At 60.3% G+C, this 26,922-nt stretch carries 22 protein-coding genes; 12 read left to right on the top strand and 10 right to left on the bottom strand.

Annotated features, from left to right (window positions below):
• Positions 1-61: 61 nt before the first annotated feature.
• A complete protein-coding gene (gene galU / locus BSU04_RS02605; protein ID WP_089159123.1) occupies positions 62-943 on the bottom strand; it encodes a UTP--glucose-1-phosphate uridylyltransferase GalU in 882 nt (293 codons plus the stop codon).
• Between the two features lie 213 nt (positions 944-1,156).
• On the bottom strand, positions 1,157-4,039 hold the full coding sequence (locus BSU04_RS02600) for a valine--tRNA ligase (protein WP_089159122.1): 2,883 nt from the start codon (positions 4,037-4,039) through the stop codon (positions 1,157-1,159).
• A 224-nt stretch (positions 4,040-4,263) separates the two neighbouring features.
• Here BSU04_RS02600 and BSU04_RS02595 point away from each other — a divergent pair, with 224 nt between their 5' ends.
• The 5 genes from BSU04_RS02595 to BSU04_RS02575 all read left to right on the top strand — a co-directional run bounded on the left by BSU04_RS02595 (position 4,264) and on the right by BSU04_RS02575 (position 10,486).
• Positions 4,264-6,624, top strand: coding sequence for a UvrD-helicase domain-containing protein (locus tag BSU04_RS02595; protein WP_089159121.1), 2,361 nt, complete (start codon positions 4,264-4,266; stop codon positions 6,622-6,624).
• Complete coding sequence (locus BSU04_RS02590) at positions 6,621-7,412, top strand: 5'-methylthioadenosine/adenosylhomocysteine nucleosidase (RefSeq protein ID WP_089159120.1); 792 nt, start codon at positions 6,621-6,623, stop codon at positions 7,410-7,412. The genes BSU04_RS02595 and BSU04_RS02590 overlap by 4 nt, the downstream gene beginning before the upstream one ends.
• Before the next feature lie 258 nt (positions 7,413-7,670).
• Positions 7,671-7,886 (top strand): hypothetical protein, encoded by a 216-nt coding sequence (locus BSU04_RS02585; RefSeq protein ID WP_089159119.1) that lies wholly within the window; start codon positions 7,671-7,673, stop codon positions 7,884-7,886.
• A complete protein-coding gene (locus BSU04_RS02580; RefSeq protein ID WP_256982039.1) occupies positions 7,883-8,398 on the top strand; it encodes a hypothetical protein in 516 nt (171 codons plus the stop codon). Before BSU04_RS02585 ends, BSU04_RS02580 begins: the two co-directional genes overlap by 4 nt.
• 192 nt (positions 8,399-8,590) lie before the next feature.
• Entirely contained in the window at positions 8,591-10,486 is a 1,896-nt protein-coding gene (locus tag BSU04_RS02575) for a propionate--CoA ligase (RefSeq protein WP_089159118.1), read from the top strand.
• Between the two features lie 11 nt (positions 10,487-10,497).
• On the opposite strand, the gene BSU04_RS02570 is transcribed toward BSU04_RS02575, so the two are convergent.
• The 3 genes from BSU04_RS02570 to BSU04_RS02560 all read right to left on the bottom strand — a co-directional run bounded on the left by BSU04_RS02570 (position 10,498) and on the right by BSU04_RS02560 (position 12,691).
• On the bottom strand, positions 10,498-11,022 hold the full coding sequence (locus tag BSU04_RS02570) for a helix-turn-helix transcriptional regulator (RefSeq protein ID WP_089159117.1): 525 nt from the start codon (positions 11,020-11,022) through the stop codon (positions 10,498-10,500).
• The gene (locus tag BSU04_RS02565) at positions 11,001-11,306 is read right to left on the bottom strand and encodes a hypothetical protein (protein ID WP_256982038.1); all 306 of its coding nucleotides are present in this window, start codon (positions 11,304-11,306) and stop codon (positions 11,001-11,003) included. The genes BSU04_RS02570 and BSU04_RS02565 overlap by 22 nt, the downstream gene beginning before the upstream one ends.
• A 140-nt stretch (positions 11,307-11,446) precedes the next feature.
• Positions 11,447-12,691 (bottom strand): MFS transporter, encoded by a 1,245-nt coding sequence (locus BSU04_RS02560; protein WP_089159116.1) that lies wholly within the window; start codon positions 12,689-12,691, stop codon positions 11,447-11,449.
• Positions 12,692-13,011: 320 nt separating this feature from the next.
• Between BSU04_RS02560 and BSU04_RS02555 the strand changes: the two genes are divergently transcribed.
• Both BSU04_RS02555 and BSU04_RS02550 read left to right on the top strand, forming a co-directional pair.
• The gene (locus BSU04_RS02555) at positions 13,012-14,667 is read left to right on the top strand and encodes a methyl-accepting chemotaxis protein (RefSeq protein ID WP_089159115.1); all 1,656 of its coding nucleotides are present in this window, start codon (positions 13,012-13,014) and stop codon (positions 14,665-14,667) included.
• A gap of 199 nt (positions 14,668-14,866) precedes the next feature.
• Positions 14,867-15,316 carry a hypothetical protein gene (locus tag BSU04_RS02550; protein ID WP_089159114.1) on the top strand — a complete coding sequence of 150 codons (450 nt, stop codon included), beginning with the start codon at positions 14,867-14,869 and terminating at the stop codon, positions 15,314-15,316.
• 94 nt (positions 15,317-15,410) lie between these two features.
• Here the strand turns inward: BSU04_RS02550 and BSU04_RS02545 are convergent, their stop codons facing one another.
• Positions 15,411-16,886 carry an HDOD domain-containing protein gene (locus tag BSU04_RS02545; RefSeq protein WP_089159113.1) on the bottom strand — a complete coding sequence of 492 codons (1,476 nt, stop codon included), beginning with the start codon at positions 16,884-16,886 and terminating at the stop codon, positions 15,411-15,413.
• A 218-nt stretch (positions 16,887-17,104) separates the two neighbouring features.
• Entirely contained in the window at positions 17,105-19,114 is a 2,010-nt protein-coding gene (locus tag BSU04_RS02540; protein ID WP_089159112.1) for a putative bifunctional diguanylate cyclase/phosphodiesterase, read from the bottom strand.
• Between the two features lie 621 nt (positions 19,115-19,735).
• Here BSU04_RS02540 and BSU04_RS02535 point away from each other — a divergent pair.
• The 3 genes from BSU04_RS02535 (at position 19,736) to BSU04_RS02525 (ending at position 22,228) form a co-directional block, all read left to right on the top strand.
• Positions 19,736-21,085, top strand: coding sequence for an EAL and HDOD domain-containing protein (locus tag BSU04_RS02535; protein WP_089159111.1), 1,350 nt, complete (start codon positions 19,736-19,738; stop codon positions 21,083-21,085).
• Positions 21,086-21,159: 74 nt separating this feature from the next.
• Positions 21,160-21,723: a peroxiredoxin gene (locus tag BSU04_RS02530; RefSeq protein ID WP_089159110.1), complete on the top strand. Its 564-nt coding sequence runs from the start codon at positions 21,160-21,162 to the stop codon at positions 21,721-21,723.
• 28 nt (positions 21,724-21,751) lie between these two features.
• Positions 21,752-22,228: a hypothetical protein gene (locus BSU04_RS02525; protein WP_089159109.1), complete on the top strand. Its 477-nt coding sequence runs from the start codon at positions 21,752-21,754 to the stop codon at positions 22,226-22,228.
• Positions 22,229-22,728: 500 nt separating this feature from the next.
• Here BSU04_RS02525 and BSU04_RS02520 read toward each other — a convergent pair whose 3' ends face one another.
• Complete coding sequence (locus BSU04_RS02520; protein WP_089159108.1) at positions 22,729-23,193, bottom strand: phospholipase; 465 nt, start codon at positions 23,191-23,193, stop codon at positions 22,729-22,731.
• Between the two features lie 525 nt (positions 23,194-23,718).
• On the opposite strand from BSU04_RS02520, the gene BSU04_RS48700 reads away from it, so the two are divergent.
• Together BSU04_RS48700 and BSU04_RS02510 are read left to right on the top strand one after the other, a co-directional pair.
• Positions 23,719-23,940: a hypothetical protein gene (locus BSU04_RS48700; protein WP_089159107.1), complete on the top strand. Its 222-nt coding sequence runs from the start codon at positions 23,719-23,721 to the stop codon at positions 23,938-23,940.
• The gene (locus BSU04_RS02510) at positions 23,877-24,011 is read left to right on the top strand and encodes a transposase (protein WP_089159232.1); all 135 of its coding nucleotides are present in this window, start codon (positions 23,877-23,879) and stop codon (positions 24,009-24,011) included. The genes BSU04_RS48700 and BSU04_RS02510 overlap by 64 nt, the downstream gene beginning before the upstream one ends.
• 192 nt (positions 24,012-24,203) lie before the next feature.
• On the opposite strand, the gene cydB is transcribed toward BSU04_RS02510, so the two are convergent.
• Both cydB and BSU04_RS02500 read right to left on the bottom strand, forming a co-directional pair.
• The gene (gene cydB / locus BSU04_RS02505) at positions 24,204-25,211 is read right to left on the bottom strand and encodes a cytochrome d ubiquinol oxidase subunit II (protein WP_179258179.1); all 1,008 of its coding nucleotides are present in this window, start codon (positions 25,209-25,211) and stop codon (positions 24,204-24,206) included.
• Positions 25,208-26,695, bottom strand: a complete 1,488-nt coding sequence (locus tag BSU04_RS02500; RefSeq protein ID WP_089159105.1) for a cytochrome ubiquinol oxidase subunit I — start codon at positions 26,693-26,695, stop codon at positions 25,208-25,210. The genes cydB and BSU04_RS02500 overlap by 4 nt, the downstream gene beginning before the upstream one ends.
• Positions 26,696-26,922: the final 227 nt, after the last annotated feature.

The raw sequence follows: 26,922 nt of genomic DNA, 5'->3' as shown, positions 1-26,922 counted from the left end.
TTTTCTTACGGCCGCAAACCACCTGTTGGTGGTTCAGGGTTCACAGGTCAGGCGTTAGCGCTCACCCGATCAGATGCGGCGAACGCGTGTTCAAGTATTCCTGGAAATCAGCCGCCACTTCCGGATGGCGCAGCGCGAATTCCACGGTTGCTTTCAGATAGCCAAGCTTGCTGCCGCAATCGAAACGCGTGCCGTGATACTTGTACGCGAGCACTTGTTCGTCAGCGAGCAAAGACTGAATTGCGTCCGTCAGTTGCAGTTCGCCGCCCGCGCCCGGTTTCAACGCGCGGATGTGATCGAAGACGCGCGGTTTCAGCACATAGCGCCCGACCACGCCCAAGTTTGACGGCGCATCGGCGGGTTCCGGCTTTTCCACAATGCCCGACAGCTTGAAGATATTGTCTTCCCATTCTTTCCCGTCGATCACGCCATATGACTTGGAATCCTGAGCGGGGATCTCCTCCACGCCGATCACCGAACTGTGATAGTGATCGAACACTTCGATCATCTGCGTCATGACGGGCGGCGTGCCGTACAACAAGTCGTCCGCGAGAATCACGGCGAACGGGTTGTCGCCCACCAGCTTTTCGGCGCACAGCACCGCGTGGCCCAGACCGAGCGCTTCGGCCTGGCGCACGTAGAAACAATCGACGTGGCTTGGTTTGATGCTGCGCACGAGATCGAGCAGCTTTTGCTTGCCGCGCGCTTCCAGTTCGGCTTCGATCTCATACGACTTGTCGAAGTGATCCTCGATTGCGCGCTTGCTGCGGCCCGTCACGAAGATCATCTCCGTTATGCCGGCGGCCATGGCTTCTTCGACCGCGTACTGAATCAGCGGTTTGTCGACGACGGGCAGCATTTCTTTCGGGCTGGCCTTGGTCGCGGGGAGGAATCGGGTACCGAGACCCGCAACCGGGAATACCGCTTTCGTAACTTTTAGCATTTGATGACCCTGATCCTCTTATCGTGTTTAAACGTCAAGCCTGAAACGGTGGGCATGGAAGCAGATGCCATGATGCAGGTTGATGCGTTGATAAAAAAGTGCGGCGAGATTAATTCTTCAAGAATAAATACGCACTTTGCTATAAGGCGGAACAAGCAATCGGTTGTTTCCAGAGTTTAGCCGGCCATGCTTGGCCGGCTAAGGCCGAAGCCCCTACGCCGGAAGCCGCGACAACTGTGCTTTCAACTTGTCAGCAGTCGATTCGAATTCCGCCAGCCGCTTGCGCTCCTGCTCGACCACCGCAGCCGGCGCGCGTGCCACGAAACTCTCGTTTTCCAGCTTCACACGGGCCTTCGCGATTTCCTGCGTCAGTCGATCCACTTCCTTTGTGAGCCGTTCGCGTTCAGCGGCAACGTCGATTTCAACCTTCAACACCAGCTTGTTCGTTCCTACGATAGCAACTGGCGCGCCACTTGCCTCTGCGTCGAGCGCGGATTCGTCGGAAATGATCTTGACCTCCGACAAACGCGCCAGCGCCTGGACATAAGGCGCAAACGACTTGAGCCGCGCTTCGTCGCCGGTCGCCAGCAGCGGCACTTTGACCGCTGGCGACAGATTCATCTCGCCGCGCAGATTACGACATGAATCGATAATGGCCTTCAGTTCGGCTGCCCACTGTTCAGACGATTCATCAATTTTAGACGGCTGCGCGACCGGGTAGCGTTGAATCATGATAGACGCGCTCTGCCCGCCTTCTGCCGCTTGCGGATACTGGTCCGTCAGCGGTGCGACCTTCTGCCACAAGGCTTCCGTGATGAACGGGATCACCGGATGCGCCAGGCGCAGCACCGTTTCCAGCACGCGAAGGAGGGTGCGGCGGGTGGCGCGCTGCTGCTCCGGCGCGCCGGTCTGAATCTGTACCTTGGCCAACTCGAGGTACCAGTCGCAATACTCATCCCAGACGAATTTGTAGATTGCGCTCGCCACGTTGTCGAAGCGGTAATCGGCGAAACCCTTCTCCACCTCTGCTTCCACACGCTGCAAAAGCGACACGATCCAGAAGTCGGCCTGAGAGAAGTGAAGGTATCCACCCGGCCCGCAATCACCTGCCTCGCATTCCTCCGGCTTGCCGAAACCACAGTCGTGGCCTTCGGTATTCATCAGGACAAAGCGGGTCGCATTCCACAGTTTATTGCAAAAATTACGATATCCCTCGCACCTTGCCAGATCAAAATTCACATTACGACCGAGCGTTGCCATGGACGCCATCGTGAAACGCAGGGCGTCCGTGCCGAACGGCTGAATCCCATCCGGGAATTCCTTGCGGGTTTTTTTCTCGATTTTTTCGGCTTGCTTCGGGTTCATCAGGCCGGTAATTCGCTTCGCGACGAGCGTTTCCAGGTCGATGCCATCGACGATATCGATCGGGTCGAGCGTATTGCCCTTGCTCTTCGACATCTTCTGACCTTCCGCGTCGCGCACGAGACCGTGGACGTAGACGGTGTCGAAAGGGACCTTGCCGGTGAAATGCGTGGTCATCATCACCATCCGGGCGACCCAGAAGAAGATGATGTCGAAGCCCGTCACGAGCACCGAGGAGGGCAGGAAATGCTTGAGTTCGGGTGTTTCGTCCGGCCAGCCGAGCGAAGAAAATGGGACGAGCGCCGATGAAAACCACGTGTCGAGCACGTCGTCGTCGCGTTTGAGCGTGCCGGTATAGCCTTTTTCCGTGGCTTCGGCGCGGGCCTCTTCTTCGGTCTTCGCCACGAAGATTTCGCCATTGTCGCCGTACCAGGCCGGAATCTGGTGACCCCACCAGAGCTGGCGCGAGATACACCAGTCCTGGATGTTTTCGAGCCACTGGTAATACGTCGTCGACCAGTTTTCAGGGACGAACTTGATTTCGCCGTCGCGAACCACGTCGAGCGCCGTTTCAGCGATCGATTTGCCTGGATGGAACGTGCCTTGCGGCGCCGGCTTGCTCATGGCGACGAACCATTGGTCGGTGAGCATCGGTTCGATCACCACGCCGGTACGGTCGCCGCGCGGCACCATCAGCGCGTGCGGCTTGACCGATTCCAGCAGGCCGAGCGCGTCCAGGTCGGCCACGACCTGCTTGCGTGCGACAAAGCGATCCATCCCGCGATACTTTTCCGGCGCGTTGTCATTGATTTTTGCGTCGAGCGTGAGGATCTCGATCATCGGCAACTTGTGGCGCAGGCCGACCTGATAGTCGTTGAAGTCGTGCGCGGGCGTGACCTTGACCACGCCGGTGCCGAACGCGCGATCCACGTAGTCGTCCGCGATCACCGGGATTTCCCGGTTCGACAACGGCAGCATGACCGTCTTGCCGATCAGGTGCGCGTAGCGCTCGTCCTCCGGATGGACCATCACGGCGGTGTCGCCGAGCATGGTTTCCGGGCGCGTGGTGGCGACTGTCACGTGGCCGGAGCCGTCCGGCAGCGGATACTGGATGTGCCACAGGCTGCCTGCTTCTTCTTCGCTCGCGACTTCCAGGTCCGAGACGGCGGTGCCGAGTACCGGGTCCCAGTTGACGAGCCGTTTGCCGCGATAGATCAGGCCTTGCTTGTACAGCGTGACGAACACGTCCTGCACGACGGGCGACATCTTGTCGTCCATCGTGAAATATTCGCGCGACCAGTCAATGGACGCGCCCAGGCGGCGCACCTGACCCGTGATGGTCGAGCCGGATTGTTGCTTCCATTCCCAGACGCGTTTCAGGAATTCTTCGCGGCCGAGATCATGGCGCGATACGCCTTGCGCATCGAGTTGCCGCTCCACCACGATCTGCGTGGCGATCCCTGCGTGATCCGTTCCAGGCAGCCACAGCGTGTTTTCGCCGAGCATGCGGTGGTAGCGGGTGAGGCTGTCCATGATGGTCTGGTTGAACGCGTGACCCATGTGCAGCGTGCCGGTGACGTTCGGCGGCGGGAGTTGGATCGAGAAATCTTTTCGGCCTTCGATCAGGGTCGGCGCAGCGTAGCCGCGCTTTTCCCATTCCGGGCCCCAATGGGACTCGATGTTCTGGGGCTCGAAACTCTTCGCAAGCGTGTTGTCACTCGTGTTGTCACTCATGGGGTGGAATCTGCCGAAAAATGCGTAAAAGAAGCGGGGGTCGGGGAATTATAAGGCGTAGACAGGGTGGGGCCGGCGCGAAGGTTCTTCATTCGCACTCGGGGTTGTGCTTCGGGTTCGGGTGGGTGCCGGGAAGCCGGGCGAGCGAGGGCGTCCAAAACCCAACTGCCAACGGCCACCGCCCCTCCGATTTATAATACCCGTCCCACCGGAAAACTCCCCTCATGCCCGATCTGCTCGCCAATCTGAACCCTGAACAACTCGCCGCCGTCACGCTGCCGAACGAGCCGGCGCTTATTCTCGCGGGCGCGGGCAGCGGCAAGACGCGCGTACTGATCACGCGTATCGCCTGGCTGATCCAGCAGGGATTCGCGTCGCCCCCGACCATTCTTGCCGTCACCTTCACGAACAAGGCCGCCAAGGAAATGATGGCGCGCCTGACCGCGATGATGCCCATCGACACCCGCGGCATGTGGATCGGCACCTTCCACGGCCTGTGCAACCGCATGCTGCGCGCACATTTTCGCGACGCGGGCCTGCCGCAGACGTTCCAGATCCTCGATACATCGGACCAGTTATCGGCGATCAAACGACTGATGAAGGGCCTGAATATCGACGACGAGAAATATCCGGCTAAAAATCTCCAGTACTTCATCAACAACGCCAAGGAACAAGGCCTGCGCCCAAAAGACGTCGACGCGACCGATTCCTTCAACATGAAGTTCGTCGAACTGTACGCGGCCTACGAGCAGCAATGCCAACGCGAGGGCGTCGTCGATTTCCCGGAGCTGCTGCTGCGTTGCTACGAACTGCTTGCCCACAATCCGCCCCTGCGCGCGCACTATCAGGCGCGCTTTCGCAACATCCTGGTCGATGAGTTCCAGGACACGAACAAGCTGCAATACGCGTGGCTGAAGATGCTGGCCGGAGAGCACAACGCCATCTTCGCGGTCGGCGACGACGATCAGTCCATCTACGCGTTCCGTGGCGCGAACGTCGGCAACATGCACGACTTCGAGCGTGAGTACCACGTGCGCAACATGATCAAGCTGGAGCAGAACTATCGCTCGCACGGTCATATTCTCGATACCGCCAACTTCCTGATCGCCAAGAACTCGCGGCGCCTCGGCAAGAATCTTCGCACCGACGCCGGTCACGGCGAACCCGTGCGCGTGTACGAGGCCGCGACCGATACGCAGGAGGCGGCGTGGATCGTCGAGGAGATCAAGGCGATGATCCATGCCGGCTCGGCGCGCGGCGAAATCGCCATCCTGTATAGAAGCAACGCGCAGTCGCGGACCATTGAACACACGCTGGTGAACGCGGGCATTGCGTACCGTGTGTATGGCGGCTTGCGGTTCTTCGAGCGCCAGGAAGTGAAGCACGCGCTGGCGTATCTGCGCCTGATTGACAACCCGAACGACGACACCGCGTTCGCTCGCGTCGTGAATTTTCCGACACGCGGGATCGGCGCAAGGTCGATCGAGCAACTGGCCGATGCCGCGCGCCTCTACAACTGTTCGATGGCTGCCGCTGTTCCCTATGTGATGGGCAAGGCGGGTTCGAGCATCGGCGCGTTTGCGCAACTGATCGCCAAGATGCGGGCCGAAACGCAGCAGATGAGCCTGCCCGAAACCGTGGAATACGTGGTTCGCGCAAGCGGTCTCGCCACGCATTACGAGAACGAGCGCGAAGGTCAGGACCGGCTGGAGAACTTGCAGGAAGTGGTGAACGCCGCAGCGGCGTTCGTGCAGGAGGAGGGCTACGGGCTCGATACCCCCGCGCGCTCCATTCCGCTTCGTCCGGGCGCGACGAACGCGCCGGAAATCGGCTTGGCGACCGATGATCCGTCCGTCGACGTGCTCGACCCGGAGAGCCCCGCCGATCCTGCCCAAAATCCCGACACCATGACGCCGCTGGCCGGGTTCCTCTCGCACGCATCGCTCGAAGCCGGCGATAACCAGGCGCAAGCCGGTCAGGACGCCGTGCAACTGATGACGGTACACGCCGCCAAGGGCCTTGAATTCATGGCGGTTTTCATCACGGGCTTGGAGGAGGGCCTATTCCCGCACGAGAACAGCGCGCAGGAAAGTGACGGACTCGAAGAGGAACGCCGGCTGGCCTACGTAGCGATCACGCGGGCGAAGGAGCGGCTGTATCTGTCGTTTGCACAGAGCCGGATGTTGCATGGCCAGACGCGCTACAACATTCGTTCCCGTTTCTTCGATGAACTCCCGGAAGGCTCGCTCAAGTGGCTGACACCGAAGGTCGAGGCGGGCGCGCGCTGGGGCGGCCGGTCGGATAACGCCGGCTGGGGCCGCGACTGGTTCGCACGGCCCGACAAGGAACGCGCTGCATACGCCGATCCCGATGCCGGCAAGCCATTGCCGGCTTTTGCCAACAGCCAGCGCGCCGCCGATACCGGTTTCAAGGTCGGTCAAGCCGTGTTTCACAACAAGTTTGGCGAAGGCACGGTGATCGGGCTTGAAGGAGCGGGCGCCGATGCCCGTGCTCAAGTCCGCTTCAAGCGCCACGGCGAGAAGTGGCTCGCGCTGGCGGTGGCGAAACTGCAGGCGGTGGAATGACTGCGAGCGTGAGCCGTCTCGGCATCATGGCCGCGTTGCCGCAGGAACTGGGCGACCTGATCGAATCGATGCACGCGGGCGGTGACGTGCGTACGCAAATCATCGGCCGGCGCGAGTACCACGTCGGCATCGCACATGGGGTGCCGTGCGTGGTGACGCTCGCGCGCGTCGGAAAGGTGGCTGCGGCCGCGACCGCGAGCGCGTTGATCCACGTGTTCGGCGTGACTGATATCGTGTTCACCGGCGTGGCCGGCGGCGTCCGGAAAGACGTCCGCGTGGGCGACATCGTGATCGGCGAAATACTGATGCAGCACGATATCGACGCGTCGCCGTTATTTCCGCGCTTTGAAGTGCCGTTGCTGGGCATGGCGCGCTTTCCCGGCGATGCCACGCTGAATGCGGCGCTGGCAGACGCATGCGGAGCCTTTCTCGCCGATGACCACGCTGCGTTAGAGGCGCGGTTTGGCGTTCACCCGCCGCAGTTGCATCGTGGGCTGATCGTGAGCGGCGACCGGTTTGTTTCCAGTCACGACGAGGTGGATGCGCTGCGCGCAGCGTTGCCCGATGCGCTGGCCGTCGAGATGGAGGGCGCGGCGCTCGCGCAAGTGTGTTTCGAGCACGGTGTTGCATGCGCGGTTGTGCGCACGGTCTCGGATACTGCCGATTCCGACGCGCCTGAGTCCTTCCTTGAATTCCTGCACGCGCTGGGCGGGACCTATTCATCGGGGATCTTGCGGCGGTTTTTGTCCGCGTGGGATTCCAAGGACGACGTACTGCTTCCTTCCTGAACGCCGCTTTCGCGACGCTCTAGACTTTCGCCTATGGGCGCGGCGGCGCCTCCTCCCGTGCGCCGGAATGCACGCTAAAGCGCTGCATCCTCATACGCGAATATCGCCGCGGTGGGGCGGGTGAGTGCCATCTTTCTCCCGCTGCCGCCTCCAGTTCCGCTACATAACCTGCCTCTCCTCCTGACTCGCTCCTCAAAAATCGCTCTTGTAATTGCGAATGATTCGCAATTACAATGTTCGCGACGACAGGAGGTCCACATGACCGAAACGACGCCCGACTCCAGCCGGGCACAGCGCGCAATCTCCGCGAGCGCCGCACGGATGATCGAGACCACGCGCCGCGCATGGCTAGCCGAAGCAACGCAGCCCACCAGCGGTATCGCCACGCAGCCCCGGCAACCCCGGTTTTCACGTCGTCCGATAGTCACCAACCTTGCATTAGCCATGAATTTCTGGAGTACGAGACCGCTGTGATTGCTACCCCATCACCCTTGGCCACGTCCGTCAGTCCCGCCGCCGTGATAGACGCGTCCGACGCGTTCAATATTCCCGACCAGCGCATGCACGATGCCGGCCGCTTCCCGCTCGTGCGCTTGCGTCGACGCGCAGTGCAGCCGGGCTATGCGTTCGGCTGGGGCGCCGAGATGCAGCGGTTGTTATCGTTGAAGACGCCGTTTGTGATCGTGTCGGAACATGACGCCGATGAAACCGCCGACGACAAGCACCTCCGCAGCGCGTGGCTGCGTTCCCACCGTGAAACGCTCGCCCTTTTTTGCCGCGGGTTTATTGTGATCGAGCCGAGGATAGAAGCGCGGGCGTCGACGCGGGAAGCCGTGCGCGACGCAACGCAGGGCAGCGGCGTGCGAATGGTCGTGGTGTCCAGCATGCGGGTGGCCGGCGAACTCGCGCCGGTGCTGCTCAAGCATTCGGCAAGCGATCTGGAAAAATCCCGATCAACCGATAAACCACGCTTGCAGATGCCGTAGCAGCGCATCGCGGCCTTTGTTTGAACGATGACCGGCGACGTTGCAGAAGCGGTCTCCCGGCGGACGACTCAGGGCCGTCCCTCTCTAGCAGCGCACCACGGCCTGAACTATGCTCAGGAGCAATTCGCCCGCGCCTGGAGCTGATCCAGGCGTGGCGTTCCGCTACCGGACAGGGTTCAGACAGGGGTTCGAATGCCGACTTATCGTGAAGCTCATCGCCGTTCGATCGAAGATCCGGAATCTTTCTGGGGCGAACAGGCGCGGCGCATCCATTGGGAAACGCCGTTCGAGCAGGTGCTTGATCGCAGTAATCCACCGTTCGCGCGCTGGTTTGTCGGCGGCAAGACCAATCTCTGCTACAACGCCGTCGACCGGCATCTCGCCGCCCGCGCTCAGCAAAATGCGCTGGTGTATGTATCGACGGAAACGGGCATCGAGCGGCGCTACACCTACGCCGAGCTGCATGCCGAAGTGAACCGCATGGCCGCGGTCATGCGCTCGCTCGGCGTGAAACAGGGCGAGCGTGTCCTGATCTATTTGCCGATGATTCCGGAAGCCCTGTTTGCGATGCTGGCCTGCGCGCGGCTCGGCGCAGTTCATTCGGTCGTGTTCGGCGGCTTCGCAGCCCCGAGCCTGGCGGCGCGCATTGATGACGCCACGCCCGTGCTGATCGTCACCGCCGACGCCGGTGCGCGGGCGGGCAAGGTGATCGATTACACGCCACTCGTGGACGAAGCGCTGGCACGCGCCACGCATAAGGTGCCGAAGGTACTGTTGATCGACCGCCAGCTCGCGCCGCAAAGATTGCAGGCGCCGTATCTCGTTTCCTACGAGCCGTTGCGTGAACAGTTCTTCGACGCCCATGTCCCGTGTGTCTGGCTTGAATCGAACGAGCCCTCTTATGTGCTCTACACGTCTGGGACGACCGGCAAGCCAAAGGGCGTGCAACGTGACGTGGGCGGGTACGCGGTGGCGATGGCGGCATCGATGGAACATATCTTCCAGGGCAAGCCTGGCGACACCATGTGGACCGCGTCGGACGTGGGCTGGGTGGTCGGGCACAGCTACATCATCTATGCGCCGCTGATTGCCGGCCTGACAACGCTCATGTACGAAGGCACGCCGATCCGCCCTGATGGCGGCATCTGGTGGCGGATCATCGAGCAGCACAAGGTCAACCTGATGTTCACCGCGCCGACCGCGTTGCGCGTGCTCAAGAAGCAGGACCCGAAGCTGATGGAGCAGGCGGATTTATCGAGTCTGCGCACGTTGTTCCTGGCGGGCGAACCGCTGGACGAACCCACGGCACAGTGGATTCAGGGCGCGCTGAAAAAGCCGGTGATCGATAACTATTGGCAGACCGAAACTGGCTGGCCGATGATCGCGATTCCTCGCGGTATTGAAGCTTTGCCGCCGAAGCTCGGATCGCCGGGTGTACCGTCGATGGGCTTTGCATTGACTGTGCGAAACGAGGCGACGGGTGAAATCTGTGCGCCGGGTGAGAAGGGCGTGATCACGCTCGATTATCCGTTGCCGCCGGGTTGCATGCAGACGGTATGGGGCGACGATTCGCGCTTCATCAAGACGTACTGGGAAAGCGTGCCGGGGCAGCACCTGTATTCGACCTTCGACTGGGGCGTGACCGACGAAGAGGGTTACGTCACCATTCTGGGACGCACCGACGACGTGATCAACGTGGCAGGGCATCGGCTGGGTACGCGTGAGATAGAAGAGGCGTTAAGCACTCACGTGGCCGTGGCTGAGGTGGCGGTGGTGGGCGTGGCCGATTCGGTAAAAGGACAAGTTGCACTGGCCTTCGTCGTATTACGTGATGCTCGGGCATTGGAAGCCGAGGGCGTGCGCGAAGCGCTTGAAGCCGAACTTTGTCGGAGCGTGGATGCGCATTTGGGTGCGATCGCCCGTCCCGCCAGAGTCCACTTCGTGGCCATGCTGCCGAAGACTCGTTCGGGAAAGGTACTACGGCGTGCGATTGCTGCGTTGGCCGAAGGGCGCGACCCCGGCGATCTTCCAATGATCGAAGATGCAGGGGCGCTGGTGCAGGTGAAAGAGGCCTTGGCGCGGCAGTAACCGATCTTTTTTTACTTCACCAAAGTGCGCAACTCACGCTCCGCCCGGGGCGTAAGCCGCTGCGCCTCTTTCGTGAGATTGACTTGCATGGTTGTCTCCGCGATTTCGTGAACCGCCTGCTCAAGCTGGTAGGTGCCTTTGGCCTTGAGCCAGTCCATGACTTCCGCCAGATGCCATATTGCGGTGCTGCCCTCGTGCACCGGCGATGGAAAGGTATCCGCGTTCGCGAGCATTAACTTGCGCATGTTCTGCCGCGTTACGCCGATTGCGTCGGCGACGTCGGTCAGGCCGACAAAATCCGGTGACGCTTCAACGAGCGCGGCCGACGGAACAGCCGACTTGACATCCTTCAAGGCGCTCATCAATGCCGTTTGCGCGCTGTCTGCTTCCCGCGTAAATGCCAGTGCAATCCGGCCTGGCTGACCCACGCCGATCAACGCGTCGTCGCATCCTGCGGCACCGAGACGTCCGATCAACGCTTCGTGATCGCAGTCGCTTTCCGATAACCGGTACTTCAATGTGAACGTGTATTCCATGGCGTTGCCTTGCTTGAGACCGTTGATTGTCCGGAAACTTTGTCTGACTGAAACGTGCAGTTGTCGACCACGCGCTTGATGGCTCGCGCATGATTCACCGCATTCTTCGGCGTACTCCACACACTGGTAATACAGAATTCGCCGCAGCGGCACTCGGCTGCGTTGTAGGGGCAATAAATCCGTCCCCACGCATGGCTTCCTCCTTGTTCGACGCGCCAGCCATGCGTTTGCGCGTGCTGCAATGCTTCTTCAATTTCCTTCTTCTGATGCTGTGATCGAGTCATCGTAAGCCCCATATTGGAGGCGCCCCACAAGGTTGTCAAGTGACAACCTTGTGGGGCGCCTGGAACGTCGACACGAAAACTCGTTTTAGAGTTGTCTGTTCGTCGGTCGTATGTGTGTTCTGCTCACATGACCGTGATCATCACGCTTTAGCCGTCACCGTTTTTTCCTTCGCATCCCGGGTATTTGGCAGCAGGATCGTCAGGATTCCGATCAGCGGCAGGAACGAACAAACCTTATAGACATAATCGATGCTCGTCGCGTCAGCCAGATGGCCAAGCACTGCCGCGCCGATGCCGCCCATGCCGAAAGCAAAGCCGAAAAACAATCCCGCTACCATGCCGACCTTGCCGGGAATCAGCTCGGTTGCATAAACCAGAATGGCCGAGAACGCGGAAGCCAGAATCAGTCCGATCACCACTGACAACACGCCGGTCCAGAACAGGTTTGCAAACGGCAGCATCAGGGTGAACGGCGCAACGCCCAGGATGGACACCCAGATGACAACCTTACGGCCGATCCTGTCGCCTACGGGACCGCCCACGATCGTACCCACCGCCACTGCCGCGAGGAACCAGAACAAGTGCACCTGCGCGGTTTCCACCGGCAAATGAAACTTGCTGATCAGGTAAAACGTGAAGTAGCTGCTGATGCTCGCCAGATAGAAGTATTTAGAAAATACGAGCAGCATCAGGACCGTCATGGCGAGCATGACTTTATTGCGCGGCAATGCCGACACCGCGGCCGAGGCACGTGCCTTCTTCACCGCCGGGTGACGTTGGTACCAGCGGCCAATGTTTGCCAGCACGACGATGGCGAGGAGTGCCGCCGCCGAGAACCACGCAATGCTGCGTTGCCCATGCGGCATCACGACCAATGCGGCCAGAAGAGGCCCGAGGGAACTGCCCGCATTGCCGCCGACCTGGAACACCGACTGCGCAAGCCCGTGGCGCCCGCCCGATGCCATGCGCGCCACTCGCGAAGACTCGGGATGGAAAATTGACGATCCGCACCCGACGAGGGCCGCGGCTACCAGCAATACCGGAAAGCTTCCGGCCATCGACATCAGCAGCAAGCCGCACAGCGTAAAACCCATGCCGACCGGCAGCGAATACGGTTTCGGATGTTTGTCGGTATATAAGCCGACCAGCGGCTGCAGCAGCGACGCCGTGATCTGGTAAGTCAGCGTAATCAAGCCGATCTGCCCGAACGACAACGAAAACTCGCTTTTGAACATCGGGTAGATGGCAAGGATCAGCGACTGAATCATGTCGTTGAGCAAATGCGCAAAACTGATCGCGCCGAGCACGGAGAAGGCTGTGCGCGAAACGGCAGGGCTCAAGGCGGGTGCGGCGCCGAGCGCGCCTTTATCGATACTTGTCTGCATGATGATGGCTGGAAGTTGTCTCTCGTCGTATTTCGTGGTCGGTCAGAAGCGCGTCAGAAATGCAAGGATGCGCCGTCTGGCAATAATTTTAATGTGTCCTCTACGCATTGTCCGGCCAAAGTTTGTCGCGAAACGGACAGCAGTTTGCCCCCGCCTGGCGCGCGCACGCCCGCTTTTGGTGAGACAGACATAAGTTTGCGACGGGCGGGGGAAACTCGTCTAAAGAAGCGCCGTTTTTCGCCGTAGACCATTGATGTAGCCGTGCGCCCCGCCCAAGAAGCAGGCCGTGCGATGCCAATCAAAACTGGGGAATTCAATAGATGAAACCTTTTTCGCTGCGGGGTAATCCTGGCGCTCAATTTATTCCCGACGGCGGCGCCAAGGCCGCCGCCCGGGCGATGGCCAAGATCGCCGGCACGAGCCGCCATTCGTTGTCTGTCAAGGCGTCGCTGCGTCTCGCGTTCGCGTTGCTGCTGGTTGGCTCGTTGGTGATTGGCGTCATCGCGCTGACGCAGATCAGCCGTCTCAACGGTTCGACGGAATCAATTTATCGCGAGGGGTATGTCGCCAGCCGGAACGTTGAAGAACTGCGCAGCGCCGTGCTGCGCGCGAGCCGCTCGCAAAAGATGCTGCTCACCGCGACCACCGCGAAGGAGCGCGACGAACTCGGCGCGGACGTCGAACATGCGCTCGCCGATATCGGCCGCGAGCAACGTAACCTGCAAAGCTACGCGGACCCCACGGGCGACCAGAAGCGCCTGGCGACGGCCGTTGGCGCATGGAGCACCGACCTGCGCGCCTTCGTCAAACTGGTGAAGGAACAACCGCTCGACCTGTCGCAGATGAACTGGCAGGTCGGAATCATGGACGTCTCGCTGCTGGTGGCAACAGCCAAGCTGGAAAAGCTCGTGAATACGCTCATTGAACAGCGTGGCGCGGCAGCCAAGGCGACTATCGACTCGGCGGCGTCCATCTATCACGAATCGTTTGTGATGGTCGCCCTGTTGACGCTCGTGCTGATCGTGCTGGCGTTCGCGGTAAGCGAATGGGTCGTGCGGCGGCTCGCGAAGCAGCTCGGTGGCGAACCAGTCTATGCAATGGAAATTGCGAGGAGGATCGCGGCGGGCGACCTGTCGAACCTCATCTCGATCGCCAAACGCGACAACACCAGCATGCTGCACGCGCTTTCCGGCATGCAGAAGGATTTATCGACGACGGTCGGCGAAATCGCGGCCAGCGCCGAGGCGATCGCCTCGGCGTCCGGCGAAATCTCGCAGGGCAACGTGGACTTGTCGCAGCGTACGGAGCAACAGGCCGTCGCGCTGGAAAAGACGGCGTCGAGCATGGAGGAGTTGACGTCCACCGTACGCCAGAACGCCGAGAACGCGAAGCAGGCGAGTTCGCTGGCTCACAACGCATCCGAGATTGCTGAGAAGGGCGGCGTGGTGGTCGGGCGCGTGGTGGCGACGATGGAGCAGATCAATGCAAGCGCGAAGAGTATTGGCGACATCATCGGGGTGATCGAAGGCATCGCGTTCCAGACGAACATCCTCGCGCTCAATGCAGCGGTTGAAGCGGCACGGGCCGGCGAAGAGGGGCGTGGCTTCGCGGTCGTCGCCGGGGAAGTGCGGAACCTCGCGCAACGGTCGTCGGCGGCGGCGAAGGAAATCAAGGGCTTGATCCACGCATCGGTGGCGCGTGTTTCCGATGGCTCGACCTTCGCTCACGAAGCCGGCGCGACCATGGAAGAGGTCGTAAAGGCGGTCAAGCGGGTGACGGACATCATGGGTGAGATTTCCGCGGCGTCGGCGGAGCAGAGCAGCGGCATCGAGGAAATCAATCTCGCCGTGACGCAAATGGACGCGGGCACGCAGCAGAACGCGGCGCTGGTCGAGCAAGCGGCGGCCGCGGCGCAGTCGCTGGACGATCAGGCGCATGCGTTGAAACAACTGGTTGGCAAGTTTCAGCTGGCGTGACGTAACGCGGTATGCATGCCAATCGACGAATGCAGGCTTGCTGAACCGCAAGCCTTTGTTCTAGAATTCGCGACGGGCGCGGCAGGGCGCCCGGTCTCGCGAAAGTGAAAACACCTGTCACGCGTTATCTCTTCATCTGGATAAACCGCAACGTTAAACCTTTAGCCGCAGCGAGAACGGCGCAACAAGGAGAAACGTCATGTGGTCAACATCCTGTCCCAGCTTTGCCAATTCCGATCTCACCAATACCGAATTTCTTCGACGCCACGCGCGCCGGCTGCTTCGTCGCGCTCACGCGGACAATACGAGCACGGCGATGCCCGTCGTGCGCCGCCTGCTCGCAGCGGGCGTAACCCGCGCCGAGACGCTCGCGCAGCTGCACAAAACGCGCACTGAGGTTCAGCTCAAGCACATATTGAACATGCTGGCGGTGGAGTTGGGTCATGTCGGCTGGGACGCTTGCAAGCCGGTGCTTGATACGCGAGAACCGGCCGTTATCGATCGATACCGATTCGATGCGGGCGCTTTCGGCGACTACGAGAAGGTGTGGTTTGCAGGTGCTGGCGCCGCGCGTGAATGGCAGCGCGAGCATGGCGGGTACATCGTGGAGTACGGCGATCAGGCGGTGGCCATACTCTGGCGTGAGTGAGAACGAGCGTCGGGACCCGCAACTCGCGGTCCCGTAGCCGGTTCGTGACCTTGGGGTCACGAACCGGCTACGCACCCGTTGAAGCACGAAAACGCTAAAGCAACTCCACTTCCTTCCAGTCCGCATTAGAAAAAAAACGACTCAGTTCCCGCATGAGTTCATTCAGCGCGGCCATTTCCGGCTGCGTGATCTTGCGTACGTTCTGCGCTTGCGTCCAGTCGCCATAAAGCATGGCGACGGTCGACCCGTTCGCCTTCACGGGTAGCAGGACGAACGCGTGGGCGTCGCCGAATGATGGTTTGAACCAGCGCGGCAAGCGGGCTTCGATCCGTGGATCGCGAGCATTCTCGATAAAGATCCCGACCGGGTTCGAGATCGCCAGGTGGAACACATCAGGCTCGAACGCGGCGGGAAACGTCAGCGACGGCAACAGGCTCTCCACACCCGCCCCAAGTCCGAGCCGCGCGTGGAACTCGTTGTTGGATTGGCGCACGAACACCACCGTGCGTGAAAACGCGAGCCCGGCGAGCACCGCTTCCGACGCCAGCGCAAGCACGGCGCTCAGCGCGTTCTTTGACGGCAGCGAGCGCAAGTCCTCAAGCCCCGCAGCAATCCGCGCTTCCGCCGATAACCCCGCGCGCGCGATGGCATCGGCGTCCGCGCGCAGTTCCACGATCTCCCGCATCACGCCGTCGTTCGAGTCCTCGTTCGCGAGCGCGAGACTCATCGCGGCGAGCGTGGAAGCGTCGGTCAGCAACACGCGGCTGTAGCGGTTCGCGATGTCCACCAGCGACGACTCACGATGCGTCTCGTCGACATGCTGCGCGGTGAGGGCATCGGCAACTTCGGTGGAGTAGTTGGTGACGGCCTGCAGCCAGCGCACATGGCGCGGCGTTGTTTCATCGATCGGGGCGAGCGGGTCGCGGGTCAGCATGCCGGTGCGGATGGTCTCCGGCAGGCGCCAGCGGTCCGCGGCTTCCATGCCGATTTCCTCGAAGGTGACGCCGAGCAACATGCTGCATGCGAGGCTGTCGCTGATCTGCTCGGCCGTGGCCTTGCGGCGCAACTGATCCCACTCGGTCTCGAGATAGAACGCCACCAGCAGCTTGCCAATCTGACGCATCAGCGTGCAGACGACCGCCTCTTCCGACGCGCGGAACTCACTGTGCTCGGTCACTTGCCGCGCAACGGTGCCTGAGAGCAGCGTGCGATTCAGTTCGAGCTTGGCGTCAATGCGCCGTGGCGCACTTTGATGAAAGTGATCGACCAGTTTCAGCCCGACCACAAGATGGCCGACCGCGTCCATGCCGAGCACCATCAGCGCGCGCGTCACGGTGGTGATGTTGCCGCCGAACGAGATGTACATCGCGGAGTTGGCGAGGCGCAACACCTTCTGCGTGAGGCCGAAGTCGGACAGAACGACCTGGACCAGGGCGGTAAAGTCCAGGTCGTCGTCGCTCATTGCGGACACAGTAGTGCGGAGAGCCTGGGAGAGCATCGGAAAGTCTCCGCGCTCGCTCATGCGCCCCCACAGCTTGTCCAGTAATTCGGCTTTGGAATTGCTTGCCATGCGATTGTGTGAATGCCTTACACGTTCCGGACCGGGTGCCCGGAACGGCTTGAATCGTCAACCTGGGTCGAAGTGTAATGCGCGGAAAAAAGCCCGCACAAATTCTGCATAAACCCTATAACGGCGCGCTCACACGGAAGCTTTACAGCAGACCATCAATGAAACGCTGCAATAGCGCCCGTCCTTGGCCTGCGCCGACACAAAAACGTGACGGTATCTTATAAAGGCGCCTGGAGAAAGAGCGTTTTATCCTGAAAGCAACGCATCAGGTCGCCGGCGGGAAGGGCTTTGCTGATCAGCCATCCCTGGATCTGGTCACAGCCCATCTCGATCAACAGTTCGCGCTGCGCCTGTGTTTCCACGCCTTCCGCCACGAGTTCGAGCCCCAGCGATTTTGCCAGGCCCACGACCGCGGCCACAATTGCCTGGTTGTTGCGCGAGGTCAGCAGGTTTTCGATGAAGCTGCGATCGATCTTCAGCTTCGACAGCGGGAAGCGCTGCAGGTAGGACAGGCTGGAATAGCCGGTGCCGAAGTCGTCGACGGCGAACGCAATGCCAAGCGCCGCCAGCGTTTCGAGCAGGCGGGTAGCTTCTTCCGGATCATGCATCAGCAGGCTTTCCGTGATTTCGAACACGAGCCGGCTCGGATCGAGGCCGGTCAGTTGCAGCGCCTCTTTCACATTTTGCGTGAAACGCTTGTCGCGGAATTGCTGCGGCGAGACGTTTACCGAGACGTAGTCCAGCACGAAGCCTTCGCTGTCCCACTGCACCAATTGCATGCACGCGGCCTTGAGCACCCAGTTGCCAAGATAGTTGATCAAGCCGATCGATTCCGCGAGCGGAATGAAAGCTGTCGGGGGAACGAGGCCGTGCACCGGATGCTGCCAGCGGATCAGCGCTTCGACGCCGACCACGCCGCCGCCGCGGCTTTGCGTGATTGGCTGGAAGTGCAGCGAAAACTCGCCGTTGCGCACGCCTTCGTAAAGATCGGCTTCCAGGTTCAGGCGCTCGGCGTTGCGGGGGTCGTCGTCGGGAACGTGGAACACGACAATATTGCCGCCCGAGGTCTTCGCCTGCGCCAGTGCGTGGTCGGCCATGCGCAGCAGGCTGCTGCTATCTTGCTCGATTTCGTCGGGAAAGATGGCGGCGCCTATGCTCGCCGACAAATGCGTATGTTGTCCGCGGTACCGGTAAGGCTGTGCGATCGCGCTCAACACCCGCCGCGCGACATCCTCGGCCGCCGTGGCCGCTTCAGCCGAGGTGCCGGCCGAGAACAGCACGGCGAATTCGTCGCTTGCCACGCGCGTCACACGCTCGCCGGCGCGTGCTGCATGCTGGATGCGGCGAGCCGTCTCGCGCAGCATGTCGTCGCCAGCGTCGTAGCCGAGTGCGCGATTGATGCGCTGGAAGTCGTCGATATCCACCAGCAGCAACGCCGCATGCGTGTGCGTGTGAATGGCCTCGGCCTGGGCGGCATCGAGCGCGCTTTTCAGCGCTGTCAGGTTCTCGAGTCCGGTCAGTGAATCATGATTCAGCGCGTGCCGTAGGGCAGCTTCGCGGTCGCGCCACTGCGAAACCTCAAAAGCGGCGAGCGCGAAGCCGGGCAGATCCGGCGTGTGCGTTGCGACGATCCGCAGTTCGACGAGGATCGGCGTGGTCAAGGATTTCAGCAGATGCAGCGTCGCGGTCTCCAACTTGCCGCTTTGTTGCGCGCGCGCGACAAGCGCGTCGAGTTCATCGATTTCATGCGAAGGCACCAGTTCGTGCAACGTGAGCGAGCTCAGGTAGTCGCGGTGATAACCCAGGAACTCGATGCTCCCCGCCGATACATAGCAAAACCGCAGCGACGCATCCACTTGCGCCACGAAATCGACCGCGGCGAGGGTGGCTTCCGTGGCGACGCTTGGCGCGCGCTCAGGCTCATTCACCGCAGCCGGATGCAACAGGTGAAGCGGCGCGGGCGAAGCCGAAGCTGGGACGGGCCGTCCCGTTTTGGTCCCCCGAGCACTGTGCGATATCGATCCTGGGTGGGTGAGCGGCAGAGAGTCGTGACTACCCGTAGCCAGCACGGGCGCAGGCGTTGCTTCCACTGTAGCGAACCTGACGATGCAGTTGGGCAACGTGGTCGCGATCAACGTCCTGACAGTCGCGCGCACGGCGACGCTGGTTTGGCCGGCTAGGGCGATCCATGCATTCAAGCGCTGGGCGGTGATCCGTTTTACTGGCATGTTTCGGTTTATAGCCTGTCTGATTGCGCGCCGGGCCGGTAGGGGCGCGGCGCTCGCTGTCCGGCCAAGCGCGCTGCATCGCGCATCGGCTGTCGATGTTCCGTCGATGCGGGCGTGAGCCAGCGCAATATCCGGTAACCGCGACTCGGACGCGTTCTTTGCAAGTTAACGGTTATGCCCCGAAATTCTTTAGAGGAATAGCGTAGCGCCCGAGAGCCACGGCCCCGGCGGGTTTCACGCAATTTGTCGACATCACGATTTGGGGTAGAGTGCGGCTTGATAGTTACAAATCGTGAACCGGTCAGTTGGTCCGTCGAAAGTGGTGTTGCGCTATCGTCTGGCCGCTATCTGAGCACTGGTTTGTAAGTTAAACCCTTGTGCTAGCCCTTAAGCCAACCTCTCAGGCCAATCGTTTGAGCTAACCGCTGTCTGGTTGCCATTCAGTCAACCCCGTTCCATTGCTGCACGCCATGATCGCGTCCCCAAGCCGATTGCCGGAGCCGGCCCTGAAGCCAGGCGTATTGAACGCGCCGAGCGCACGCATTGTGTCGTGCGAGGTCTGGGTGACGGCCGCCCATTGCATTGAGCCCGCGGTTTCGCATCAACTCAGCAGGTCCATTCATGCCGCCGGTTGATCGGAACTTGACCCGGCGCGCTGCGCACAACGCCGCGGACAGTCCCGCGGCGGCGCCCAAGGGCGAGGCAAAGCTTGCCGCGCCCGTTCTTCGCGAGCCGGAAAGTGTCTATCTCGGCCGCCAGCCGATCATCGATCGCAACGGTGCGCTGCATGCATACGAACTGCTTTTTCGCGACAGTCCGGATAACCGTGCGCGCATTTTCGACGACGTGCAGGCCACTGCCCACGTTGTCGCGCGAACGGTCGGCGAGATCGGTTTGTCGGCGGTGCTTGGCGATCACCGCGGCTTCGTGAACATGAACCGCGACCTGCTGTTCGACGACATTGTCCACATCATGCCGCCCGAGCGTTTCGTGCTCGAGATTCTGGAAACCGTCACCTTCGACGCCAAGCTTTTCAAGCGCTGCGCCCAGTTGCGCGCGGCTGGCTTCCAGTTCGCACTAGACGACGTCGTGTCGCTCACGGAACCCCTGCACGAAGCGTTGCCTTACGTGGATTACGTGAAGGTCGACTTCCTTGCCAGCCGGCGCGCCGATCTGCCTGGACTCGCGGCAACGCTCAAGCAACATGGCAAGACGCTGATCGCGGAAAAGATCGAAACGCACCAGGACTTTGAAGAAGCCCGCAAGCTCGGCTTCGACCTCTTCCAGGGTTACTTCTTCGCCCGTCCGCAAGTGCTTGTCACGCGCCGCTCGAATCCGTCGCGCACGGCATTGTTACGTCTTCTGGGCGTGCTGTCTGGCGAGCCTGATTTCAGTGAACTCGAGGCCGAGTTAAAGCTCAATCCAAACGTGGTCGTGCAGTTGCTGCGGCTGGCCAATTCAAGCGCGTTCAAATTGAGCCGGCCGGTGTCGTCGTTGCGCGAGGCCATTGCCGCGACCGGTACCCGGCAGATTTCGCGCTGGACCCAGCTGCTGCTCTATGCGGACGGCCGCCACTTGCCGTGGCGTTCGGACCCGCTGGTGCAATTGGTCGGGACACGCGCGCGTTTCATGGAACTGACGGCGCGCGCCATGCGGCCATCGAGTGAGGAATTCGCCGATGCCGCCTTCATGACCGGCATCTTTTCGCTCGTGCATGTGGTGGTGGATTTGCCGCCGGTCGAGATCATGGATTTGCTGAAGTTATCGAAAGAAATGTGCGCTGCGATCGTCGATGGCCAAGGTCCACTCGGTGCGCTGTTGCGACTCTCGCAGGCGGCGGAAAGAGGCGATGCGCCGGAGCTGGATTCGAGCATCGGTTCAAGCGTGGATTTCAAGGTGTTGACCCCGGCTGTGCTTGCCGAGCTGCAGTTCGAGGCGGCCACGTGGTTCGGTGCGCATCGGGTGGAGTAGGGATCGTGTTTGCTGCGTTAATGAGTTGTTCCGTTTGTCCAGATGTGCGCGTATCACGCAAATAGAGGAGTCTCATGAAGCGAAAGTTTGCTGGGAGAATGCTGGGAGTGTCGCTGGGCGCAGCGCTTGCCGTGTATGCGCTGGTGGCTTATGCAACGCTAAAGCCCGGCGATCACGCGCCGGTGTTCACCGCGCAGGCGTCGCTTGGCGGCAATGTCTATGAGTACTCGCTCGCCGACGAGTTGAAGAAGGGGCCCGTGGTCCTGTACTTCTATCCGGCTGCGTTCACGAAGGGTTGCACGATCGAGGCGCATGAGTTTGCTGATGCCGTCGATGAATACAAAGCCCTGGGCGCCACGGTGATTGGTGTGTCGCACGACAACATTGACACCTTGAAGAAGTTTTCGGTGAGCGAGTGCCGGAGTAAATTCCCGGTCGCCGCCGACGGCGATGCGAAGATCATCAAGCAATACGATGCCACCATGCCGCTGGTCAGTTCCATGGCTAATCGCGTGTCATACGTGATCGCGCCGGACGGTACCGTGATCTATGAATATACGAGCCTGTCGCCGGACAAGCATGTGGCAAACACGCTGCAGGCGCTGAAAGACTGGAACGAGAAGCACAAGACCCAATAACATAACCAGCCCTGTAAGGTTTTGATCGATGCCGATTATTGTTGCGCTCGTTGTCCTGGTTGCCGTGATCTACGGTGCGGTCTGGTCGTTTCACGTGTTATCGGCGGCGTACGGTGTGAGTGTTGCGATTGGCGCTGCGATGTTCGCGGTGCTGGTGGTGGTGAGCATTGCGGTGTATTTCTGGCTGCGGTGGAAGGAGGTCGCCCCGAATGTCCACGATGGCGACTGGACGCACGAACTCAAGCGGGATTGGGGCGGCGTGCGGCTCGCGGCGGCCAAGCGATTGTGCGAGGTGAGGGTAGGCGGCCAGGTCGGCATGTATATTTTTGCGGACCTGCATGGAGCGCGGATGGAGGCTGCGGGGGCGGCCACGCCGGGCGCCTGGCAAGTCGCGCTGAACGTGAAGGATACGACGCAGCCGCGCTGGAACCTGCCGATGCAGGACCGGCGCGAGGCGCACAAGTGGTGCAGGATTTTGGAGAAGGCCGCCGCCCAGACTTTGTGACGGGCTGCGCGTTCACCATGCTGGTGCCGCAGGTCTAGTTCTGCCAACTCCGGGACGCTTTCGATTGAATAATCGATATCGGAGCGGACGACGCGCGTCACCTCCTCCCGTATTTCTTCAAGTCTGCCATTAAATGACGCGAACTTCGCTGGAGCGCTTCGAGCGATTGACTGCTACCGTGCAAAATGCGAACGGCGCGACCTCTGGCGGCCGCGATAACACCCGCGATAACACCCGCGATAACACCCGCGGTAACACCCGCGATAACACCCGCGGTAACACCATTAACGGGCGTCATTGGCGGTCCCGTGGACATTGCTAGCGCTAATAACGGACATCGGCAGATATCCTACACGTTGGGTGCCGTGCCGATGACCTGTGAACCACGCCCGGTTACTCGTTAACCAACATTGATAGGTGGGTCATTGCAGAAGCGCAGGACGGTGCAGTAGAGCGACCAGCACCGTCCGTTCAACTGTCAAACTTTGGCCGTACCGTCGTTAGCGGAAGCCGCCTGCTAATCGTACACCGGCCACGTATGCCGTAGAGAGAACCGAGCAAGATTGAAGTTCCGGAGTCGACTTGGTCTCTGTTGCGCAGATTGCAGAAAGGTCATAGGAAAAGACGCCGTCAAGTGCTAACCGAGCTTGATCGGTGAAGCGGTTCTGCTTCTTATAGTTCCTATAGGCGAAGTCGTGCCGAAGGCAAGCGTTCACAAAGCTGTAATTAAACGGTTGGTCCGCCGAGTACGAACATGCATCGCTAGACCAGTCAAGTGCAGGAGCAAGAAGATTGGCCGCCCTCGCAGCCATAAAATCGGGGAGCGTTGTGTGCAGTATCAATTGATCTGTTTTGGCATTGAGGTCCGCGGCCGAGATAAGATCTGCCGAGGCGATTGTGCTCGCACCTCCGATTGCTGTAGCTATCAGTACGACTAATGAAAATCTCAAATTTTTAGAAAACATTTTTACTCCAATACGAGTTCAGGGGGGCTGAACGAATAACGGGTATTCAGCGCTACGTCGTCAAGCCGATTTGCGTCATCGATCGACTGTCCGGTACTTCCAACAAAGGGATTTCTGCGGGTCCTTATGCCGCAAATAGAGATCAACTGACTAGTTGATATTTTATTTCGTGATACTTACTTGTTTTCGCCCTGTAAATATCACGGGGCTACGATACGTAAATAGATTGAATATTTCCAGAAATAAAGTTTATTTGTTTTGGGATTTGTCTTATAGGAGAGACGTCAAAAGCGAAGTGCAACACCTATCTCATATAGGGTGTCGCAATGCCCGAAGAAACGTCATACCAGCGACTCCACCTGAAGAGCGCCTAGAGATCGCCTAGAGATCGCCGCCTGCGGCGACGAGACGTGAGTATCCGGGTCATGGCCCGGATACTCACGTCTCGTCATTCCGCAAGGCATCGCGCATCTCGCCGAGCGCGTATCAGAGATCATCGAAGACCCATCCAACGAATTGCCCGGATTGCTCCGGCAGCAGTTGCTGCACCTGATGGATCATCTCAAGGCGCTCTACCGGCAGGTGAACGAGATTGAGGCCGAGATCAAGACCTGGCAACGCCGGAATGATCTGTCCTTCAAGGCGGAGAAGATACCGGGTATGCGGCCGTCACCGCTACGGCGCTGGTCGCAATCATCAGCTATGCGAAGCACTTTCAGAATGGTCGACAACTGGCGGCACGGTTAGGCCTGGTTCCCAACCAATACTCCAGTGGAGGAAAGTCGAATCTGTTTGGTATCACCAAGTCAGCGCGGTGATCCTTATTTGCGAACGTTGCTGGTTCATTGCACCCCGCTCGGTGATCTTTTCATCATGAAGCAAGGGCGTACAGCAAGGCTGGGTGCATGAGTTGATAAAGTGGCGCAATCACAACGTAACCGCTGTCGCTATGGCCAATAAAATTGCACGAATTGTCTGGACACTGCGGGCTGGAAGCGAGCGGAATCGACCTACATGTGATATCCCATGTCGCCGCGCACCTTGCCGCGAAATACCCAATACGACCACACCACATAAAGCACGATAACGGGCAGCAGGAACATCGTCCCGATCAACAAGAACTGCTGCGAAAGCGGCGTCGTGGACGCATCCCACAACGTCACCGACGGCGGCGCGATGAAAGGCCAAAGGCTGATCACAAGACCGGTGAAGGCCAGGAAGAACAACCCGATCGAGCACATGAACGGCACCACTTCGCGGCGTTTCTCCAGCGCCGACCATAACGTCCAGATCAGCAGCACCGTCAGCACCGGTACCGGCGCGAACACGAAGCTATTCGGGAAGCTGAACCAGCGTGCCGATATGCGCGCGTCCTTCAGCGGTGTCCAGATACTGATCAGCAAGATAAACGCGACTACGCCGAACAGCACTTTCTTCGCCATGCCACGTGCCCATTCCTGCAACTCGCCTTCCGTTTTAAGTACAAGCCAGGTCGTGCCCTGCAGCGCGTAGCCGAAGATCAGCCCGACACCTGTCAGGAGCGGAAAAGGCGCAAACCAGTCCCAGCTCGTGCCGGCAAACACGCGTCCGTGAATGGGAAAGCCCTGCATGAACATGCCGAGTACAACGCCTTGCGAGAACGTTGCGATCAGCGAGCCGTAACCGAACGCGCCGTCCCAGATCCACTTGCGCGCGCCAACCACTTCGCGAAATTCAAACGCCACGCCGCGAAAGATCAAGCCGAGCAGCATCAGCAGGATCGGAAAATAAACCGCCGGCACGATGATCGCGAACGCAAGCGGAAAGACCGCGAGCAAGCCGCCGCCGCCAAGGATCAGCCAGGTTTCGTTGAAGTCCCAGACCGGGGCGACGGAGTTGATCATCAACTGGCGTTCAACGGGGTCCCGGCGCAGCAGGAACACCATGCCCACGCCGAGATCGAAACCGTCGAGCAGCACGTACATGAATACCGCGAGCGCCAGGATGGCGGCCCACATCGGTACGAGGTCGAGCATCATGATCTCCTGGAAGGGGGAACGACGTCGTCCGGGCCGACGGGTTTGACCGCACTTGCGCGGCCCGATGCGTTAGCCGATGCGCCAGGCGATGCATTGGCCGATGCCGCCGATAACGGCCGCGCCGCGCGCGTTTCGGGTTGCAGGAGGGCGTGGTCGGTATCGACGTGTTCGTCGGCCGGGCCGATCCGCACGAGGCGTCGCAGCAGGATGAATCCCGAGCCGAAGATGACGATATAGGCGAGCACATAGAGCAACCACGAAAGCCCGACATCGCCGGCTGTCAGCGACGGCGTGACCGAGTCGCGGGTGCGCATCAGTCCATACACGGTCCAGGGCTGGCGGCCGGCTTCGGTCGTCGTCCATCCCGCCAGCACGGCGATAAACCCGAGCGGCATGCCGTACGTGGCGCAACGCAGCCAGCGCACACTGGTCTCGAGCTTGCCGCGGGCGAACAGTACGATGCCCGAGAGCACCAGCGCGAACATCAGCAACGCGATACCGACCATGATCCGGAACGCGAAGAACACCACCGCCACGTTCGGCCTGTCCTCACGCGGGAAGTCCTTCAGGCCACGCACAGTGCCATTCGGATCGTGCGTGAGGTAGATACTGCCGAGCACGGGAATAGAAATTTCGAAATCGTTGCGCTCGTTGGCCTGGTCGGGAATCGCGAAAATAGCGGCGGGCACGCGCGACCCGGTGTTCCACAGACCTTCCATCGCGGCAACCTTGGCAGGCTGATGTTCAAGTGTGTTCAGTCCATGTGCATCGCCGATAACCATCTGCACCGGCACCATGATCACGAGAAAGATCAGCGCCATCTTGGTCATCACGCGGCTTTCCTCGAGCGCGCGACCCTGCCGCAAATAAAGCGCGCCGACGCCGAGAATCACGAACGCGGCCGTGACCAGGAAGGCGCTGACCGTATGGCCGAGGCGGTAAGGGAAGGAGGGCGTAAAGATGGCATCGAAGAAACTTGTTACTTCGAAGCGGCCGTCGGGAAGGATCTTGTAGCCCGCCGGTGTCTGCATCCAGCTATTCACCGCGAGAATCCAGAACGACGAAATGACCGTTCCGGATGCGACGAAAACCGCTGCCAATACATGGGCCCATTGCGGTACCAGCTTGCGCCCAAAGAGCAGGACGCCGAGAAACGCGGCCTCGAGAAAGAACGCGGTCAGCACCTCGTAGCCCATTAGCGGGCCGATCACGCTGGCGGTGGCATCGGTGAACCGGCTCCAGTTGGTGCCGAACTGGAACGGCATCACGATCCCCGACACCACGCCCATGCCGAATGAAACCGCGAATATCTTCAGCCAGAACGCGGAAAGCCGCCTGTACACGTCCCGTTTGCTTATCCACCAGAGCAATTCAAGGGTTGCGATAAAACACGATAACCCGACAGTGAACGCCGGCAACAGGATGTGAAACGCAATCACCCAGGCAAACTGGAAGCGGGATAGCAAAACGGCATCGAACTCCATGAACACTCCGCGCGAGAAGTTTCAAATGGGTTGATTCAGCGGCGCGCCAGCCACGTCATGACGCCAGATACAGCATTGTGGCGCGCCTGTCGCGGCGGTGTTTCACGCATCGACCGCTGCGTACTGCTTTAGATTAAAGCAGGTTTGGGTGAAAGGACGTTTTTATTTCTCGGCGCCATTCGAGGAAGGATTCACTGCTCGAACGGATTGGCGCAGCGCATAAAGGT

The sequence above is a fragment of the Caballeronia sordidicola genome, assembly GCF_002220365.1.
GTDB lineage: Bacteria > Pseudomonadota > Gammaproteobacteria > Burkholderiales > Burkholderiaceae > Caballeronia > Caballeronia sordidicola_C.
This window is presented reverse-complemented; position numbering and strand designations above follow the sequence as displayed.